Source organism: Spiroplasma sp. ChiS, assembly GCF_002968355.1.
Lineage (GTDB): Bacteria > Bacillota_I > Bacilli_A > Mycoplasmatales > Mycoplasmataceae > Spiroplasma > Spiroplasma citri.
The window spans coordinates 1-5,400 of sequence record NZ_PUUH01000306.1; the positions used below are offsets into that span (position 1 = coordinate 1).

Below are 5,400 nucleotides of genomic sequence, written 5' to 3' on the forward strand. Positions count from 1 at the left end.
TTATTAATACTGTTAAACTGTTAATAAGATTGCAAAAGATATTGAAATTAAAAAGTAAAAGAATAAATTATTCCGCGTAATTTATTAGCGGATAATTTATTCAGTAGTGTTTTTAATGGAGCGAAGCGACAACGAGCGGAGCGAGTTTGCAAATTTCAATTTTTTAGTTTTTAGAAAGGAGATGTATTATGCCAACTTGATTAACGACAATATTTAGTGTTGTTATTGTATTAGCAATTTTTCTTTATTTTGGTTTATCAATTTATCAAAAAATTAAACAAATTCGAGGAAAGAAAAAAGAAAAAAAGAAATTGAAAGAAAGGAGAGTAATAAATAATGTTAGGTATGTATTTAACAACAGCGTTTACTTTTTTAACAGCACCTACACCTAAAACTATGACTGAGGGTATGACTGGTATTTGAACGGATTTGACTAGTGCATTATGAAAAGTTAAAGAAGGTATAACAAATATTTTACCTGAGATAATGGTTTTCTTAGGTGAAGCGTGAATTATATTAATTTCATTTGCTATATTTTGTATTATTAAAATCTTAAACTTTTTCCGTGTTATGGTTAAAGGATTTTAGTATTTATATTTATTATTTATCATGTATTTTAACTGTGGCACACTAGTTTTTATATGTGATTTGATTAAATAATTTTATTGTTTATTTTTACACTATACACTGTTTACAAATTTATTTTTTAATAAACTTTATTACTATCGTTAATATTGRGATAATAAAAATCCCTATTATACATATAAATTTAACTATATTTTCTATAGTTGATAAATCTATATTGTTTATTATTCATAATATTGAGTCTGTTATGAAAAATATTTTTTTAGTAGGATTTAATAAAAATAAGAATATTTCTATTAAGGGTCATACTAGTAATAGATTTGGGAAATAAATTTTTATAATATTTTTTATAAATATAGCTACTTTCTTTTAAAACTTGTAAACAGTGTATAGTGTAAAAATATTTATATTTAAGGTATTATTATGGTTTTCTCTCTGTATAAAAATATTTATAAATTTGTTAATTTATTAAAAATTCGAATAATAAATTTAAAAGTTATTATTAAAATTATTATTAATGAAATAATTGTTTTAATTGGTAATACCATTCATGATAATCAAAAAATAGATGGTATCACATTTGTAAAATTGTAAAAAATGAATTTATTATTTCTTCGATATTTTATTTCTCCTTTCTATTTAAAATAATTTATACAGAGGGAAAACCATAATAATATCAACTTAATTATAAACTTATGATTTTATAACTATTGTTAAAAATTAAATAGTATTTTTCAGTGTGCCAATTTTTATTATTTTTTTATTTTTATATTTAACAATGTTTATTAACATTGTTTATTAAACATTAAATAAACAATATATTAGCATTATTTATAACATTGTTAATAATCAGTGTTTATTACAATTAAAAAACATTATATAAACATTATTTATAACATTGTTTATTAAACAAATATTTAGTTAGGAGACTATATTATGGATATGAAATTTAAAACAACTAAGGAATATAAAGAATTAAAGAGAGATTTTATTATTACAAATTTTGTTTTTGGTTCTATTTATTTTGATATATTAATTTTTTTTGGTTTTTGTAGTGTTTTTATAATTTGGTCTTTAAATGTAGGAGATATTATTGGTATTTTAGGGTATTTTTTCTGTTTAATGTTTTTTGTTGTACTTTTACCATTTGTAATTATGGAGCATATATCAGAAGTTAAGGAATTTAAAGTTACAGTATTTAAGAAACAATTATTACCGTTAGAAAATATAGTTGGAAAATTAGGAGAAGGTAAAATGCTAAGAAGTGGAGATGATAAAATTGAGTAATTTTGTTAAGAAAAATCAGAATATAGAAAATTATTTTATTAGTAAGGAATTTATCCCTTTTACAACAGATAAAGCAAGTTTTATTAATTTACCTAATCATAATCGTCATATTGGTTTTTGATTGAGTAATAAGTTTATTTATCCGAGTGAAAAACATTCGGAACAAGTAGCAATCGGTTTGATTTATGATAATTCTTACCCTATTGTAAAATATGAAGAAAATTTAAAACGTCATATTTGAAAGTATTTAACTGGAACAAAATTAATCAATTTATATAATCAATATAAACAAAATTATTTTACTAAAATGAAAAAAGCGTTATTTTTAAGTGAACCTAAAAAAGTAAAAGCAAATAATAACAATAATAATTTAACAAATTAAAGTGTTGAAAAAGAACAAGAATTAATTAATGATTTGAAAGACTTAAATTAAATAAGTTTATATGATTATTGAGTTCAATTTGTTAGTTATATTATTGGTTCAAATGCCCCTGATTTTTTATATGTTATATCGTTTGTGTTATTTATTGTTTTGTTTTTTGGAATGTTTTTTAAACTTATTCAAAAAATGTGGAGTTTTTAAAAATGCAAAATGATTGAATTAAATTAAAAGAGTTTTTTATTCATATATTTTTGTTTATAGATAAAACGAATGTTGAAAGTATTACAATGTGAAATTTAACACAAAATGAATATTTAACTTTGATGGTTGGTATTTGAATTGGGATTTTGTTTTTAACTTGGTTTTTCTTGTGAATGGTTTTTAAAATAGTTGGGTATTTTAAATAATGAAAAAATTTATATTTTTCTTTAAAAACTATTGTTTTATTAGTGGTTCAATGCTTTTGTTTAGTTTAATTGATTTTATCTCAAACAAAATTTACTAACCGAAAAGCATTTAACTGATAAAAAATATTTTTTCACAATCATCACACAAAATATATACATTGCAAAGCAAATAATATTCAAAATAATAAACCAACACAATACAAAGAAATTATCCAAAGTATAATCCGTTATCGGTAATTATTGATAAGTTAGGAACTGGTAAAACATTACTTTTAACTTATTTGTCGCAAACTATGAAATTATTGACAGATGAAATTTATAGTAATTATCCGTTAGAAGATGATAAATTTAAAGTTTTAACATTTAAAAATTTAGATTTTACAGATAGAACAAAACCGGTTCCCCCAGATGATAGTGTTATTTTATTTGATGAAAGTTATTTGTATATTGATGGAACTAGTCCTCATGATGAGAAAAAAGTTCATAGTGGTAAAATACCGTGAATTGTTTTAGCGAGACATTTTGGACATCGTGCGTTGTTTACTGCTCAGCGTGAGGGTATAATTTGAAATAATATTCGCCAGTTAGCAAGTGGGATTATTATTCCAATTTCATTGAAAAAACTTGTTGCTAAAAAAGGATTTAATTTTTTTAATCGTTTCTTTATTATGCGAATTGGGATTTTCCAAGATATAACGGATTATGAAATTTGAAAAACAAAATCAGTAGAACGAACAGCAGAAGGTAAAAGAGCAAAACATAAGTCGGATGTTGGGTTAGAAATTCGGTTTTTTAAAATAATAATTTCCCTTGAATTCGCTAATAAGTATAGTCAATGGTTAAAGTTTGTGCGTGATTTAAAGAATGACAAAATTGTTAATAAAAAAGAATATTATTGGTCAGAAATTACAAAGTTAAGTGTTAAAGAACGATTAGAATTGTTTGATATTGATATTTTGAAAAAGAATTTAAAACCTAAAAAAGAAAAAGGAAATGGTAAAGATGATTAATTTATTAGTTGAAAATAATAATAGTAATTGAGATAATATTTTTAGTTTTGTTTTTAATATATTTTTGTTTATTTTTGATGTAATTTGAAATACAAAATTACCGATGACAAATACATCAATTGCTTATTTTTTAGTCTTTTTTATGGTTATTAAATTATCTATTTATGCAATTCACGGCACATCAACACAATATAATAATTTAGGTTCAACAGTTAATAATGGTGTTTCGCAAGTATATTCGTCAACTGTACGAAAAGGTATTAATGTTGGTAAAAATGTTTATCAGAATAGTAATAAGCAGCAAGTTAAAAAAGAACTTAAACGACAAAGTATTAGATATCAAGCAAAAAATATTAGAAGTACTAAATTTAAAGGAGATAAAAAGTAATGATTAAATTAGTTTTATTGGTGGCAGCGATTGCGATATTTGGAACTGGTTTTATTACTGTTATTATTAATCAATTTACATCGGCAAAAAATATTATTATGGATTTATATAATTCTGATACTTGGTTGATTTGATTATTTGGTAGAATGGCAATTTTATTTAGTCATCCGTTAATGTTAACAATATCAAGTTTATATATTATTAGGTTTATTGTTTCAAAAACATTGTATAGTTAAAAGTTAAGTTTATGAAAAAATCGTTATCTTTATTTGCCATATTTATTTTAACTTTTTTGGGTTTGGTTATTCCATTTATTACTTTAACGGCGTTTAGACCCTTAAATGAGGAGCATTATACGCTTAAACAAGAGAGAATAGTACTCATAAAGGTATTAATGAAACTGATTTTATTAATACGATGTTTTTACGCAGTAGTTTTTTTGAAAATTGGTCGGAAACAAATTATTTTATTAATCCAACTTTAAAAACATCAAAAAAATTATCGTTTAATGATAAATGGTATTTAGATTTTTTATAAGATAGTTATTCAACCGGAGTTGTTTATGATAAACCAGATGAAGTATTTTTGGGTTATTATCAACAATGACATATTTTAAAAAATAGGTATATGGTTGAAAAATTTTATGATATTAAAAAGAAGGATTTTTTGAATGATTTAACTGATTTTATTTATGCCTTTGCTGTAAAATATAAGATGTTTAATGTATCGAAAGAAATTGTGGAAAATGTTGACCGCTATAAAAAAAATCATTATCCAAGAGTTAAGTTAAAAGTAGATAATTGAAAATTAATTGATAGAGATAATTTTGTAAAAGAAAATAATGAAAAAAATAATAAATGATATATTTTAATTGCTAAACAAATGCAAAGTGATAATTTTTCTATTATAAAATTTAATTTTTCAAATGAGTTAATTTGAAAAGTTGGAGAACATGGAGAACATAGAATTAATAATCGTTGATATGTTTATATTAATTCACTATATCGTTGAGATGCTAATGGTGAACCCGAAACACCAACCATTAACAAAAACACCGGTGAAATTACTGATTGAAATAGTTATCAACAAACTCGCGTAAAAGAATTTATTGATTTATCTTTATATTCTGTTTTGAAAGAAAATATTAGAGTTCAGCAAGGTGGTAGTGCGGATTATGAAAATCCGAATAAGGTTGGTACAAAGCGGATAATTTTTGATTTTGAGACGGTTGATGAATTGGATGTTAAAAATATTAAAAAAGCAATTTATCGGATGATTTTAACTGTTGATGAAGCAAATTTAATTATTTCTGGTAGTTTAGAGTTAAATAATATTAATAAT

General features: G+C 22.8%; 8 protein-coding genes and 2 pseudogenes. All 10 read left to right on the plus strand.

What is annotated here, in order from left to right; translation table 4 throughout:
* Nucleotides 1-188 precede the first annotated feature (188 nt).
* Nucleotides 189-392 (plus strand): hypothetical protein, encoded by a 204-nt coding sequence (locus C6B38_RS08450; protein WP_105299292.1) that lies wholly within the window; start codon nucleotides 189-191, stop codon nucleotides 390-392.
* Nucleotides 337-588 carry a hypothetical protein gene (locus C6B38_RS08455; protein ID WP_105299293.1) on the plus strand — a complete coding sequence of 84 codons (252 nt, stop codon included), beginning with the start codon at nucleotides 337-339 and terminating at the stop codon, nucleotides 586-588. The genes C6B38_RS08450 and C6B38_RS08455 overlap by 56 nt, the downstream gene beginning before the upstream one ends.
* A 420-nt stretch (nucleotides 589-1,008) precedes the next feature.
* Nucleotides 1,009-1,179, plus strand: a complete 171-nt coding sequence (locus tag C6B38_RS08460; protein ID WP_233485706.1) for a hypothetical protein — start codon at nucleotides 1,009-1,011, stop codon at nucleotides 1,177-1,179.
* 342 nt (nucleotides 1,180-1,521) lie between these two features.
* Complete coding sequence (locus C6B38_RS08465; RefSeq protein ID WP_105299294.1) at nucleotides 1,522-1,872, plus strand: hypothetical protein; 351 nt, start codon at nucleotides 1,522-1,524, stop codon at nucleotides 1,870-1,872.
* On the plus strand, nucleotides 1,856-2,254 hold the full coding sequence (locus C6B38_RS08470; protein ID WP_105299295.1) for a DUF3627 domain-containing protein: 399 nt from the start codon (nucleotides 1,856-1,858) through the stop codon (nucleotides 2,252-2,254). The genes C6B38_RS08465 and C6B38_RS08470 overlap by 17 nt, the downstream gene beginning before the upstream one ends.
* 203 nt (nucleotides 2,255-2,457) lie before the next feature.
* Nucleotides 2,458-2,661, plus strand: a complete 204-nt coding sequence (locus C6B38_RS08475) for a DUF2649 domain-containing protein (protein WP_105299296.1) — start codon at nucleotides 2,458-2,460, stop codon at nucleotides 2,659-2,661.
* A 215-nt stretch (nucleotides 2,662-2,876) separates the two neighbouring features.
* Nucleotides 2,877-3,671 (plus strand): annotated as a pseudogene (locus C6B38_RS08480) (hypothetical protein); the annotation flags it as partial.
* On the plus strand, nucleotides 3,664-4,059 hold the full coding sequence (locus tag C6B38_RS08485) for a hypothetical protein (protein ID WP_105299298.1): 396 nt from the start codon (nucleotides 3,664-3,666) through the stop codon (nucleotides 4,057-4,059). The pseudogene C6B38_RS08480 and the gene C6B38_RS08485, both read left to right, overlap by 8 nt.
* Nucleotides 4,059-4,295 (plus strand): hypothetical protein, encoded by a 237-nt coding sequence (locus C6B38_RS08490; RefSeq protein WP_105299299.1) that lies wholly within the window; start codon nucleotides 4,059-4,061, stop codon nucleotides 4,293-4,295. Before C6B38_RS08485 ends, C6B38_RS08490 begins: the two co-directional genes overlap by 1 nt.
* Before the next feature lie 11 nt (nucleotides 4,296-4,306).
* A pseudogene (locus C6B38_RS08495) lies at nucleotides 4,307-5,400 on the plus strand (spiroplasma phage ORF1-like family protein); the annotation flags it as partial.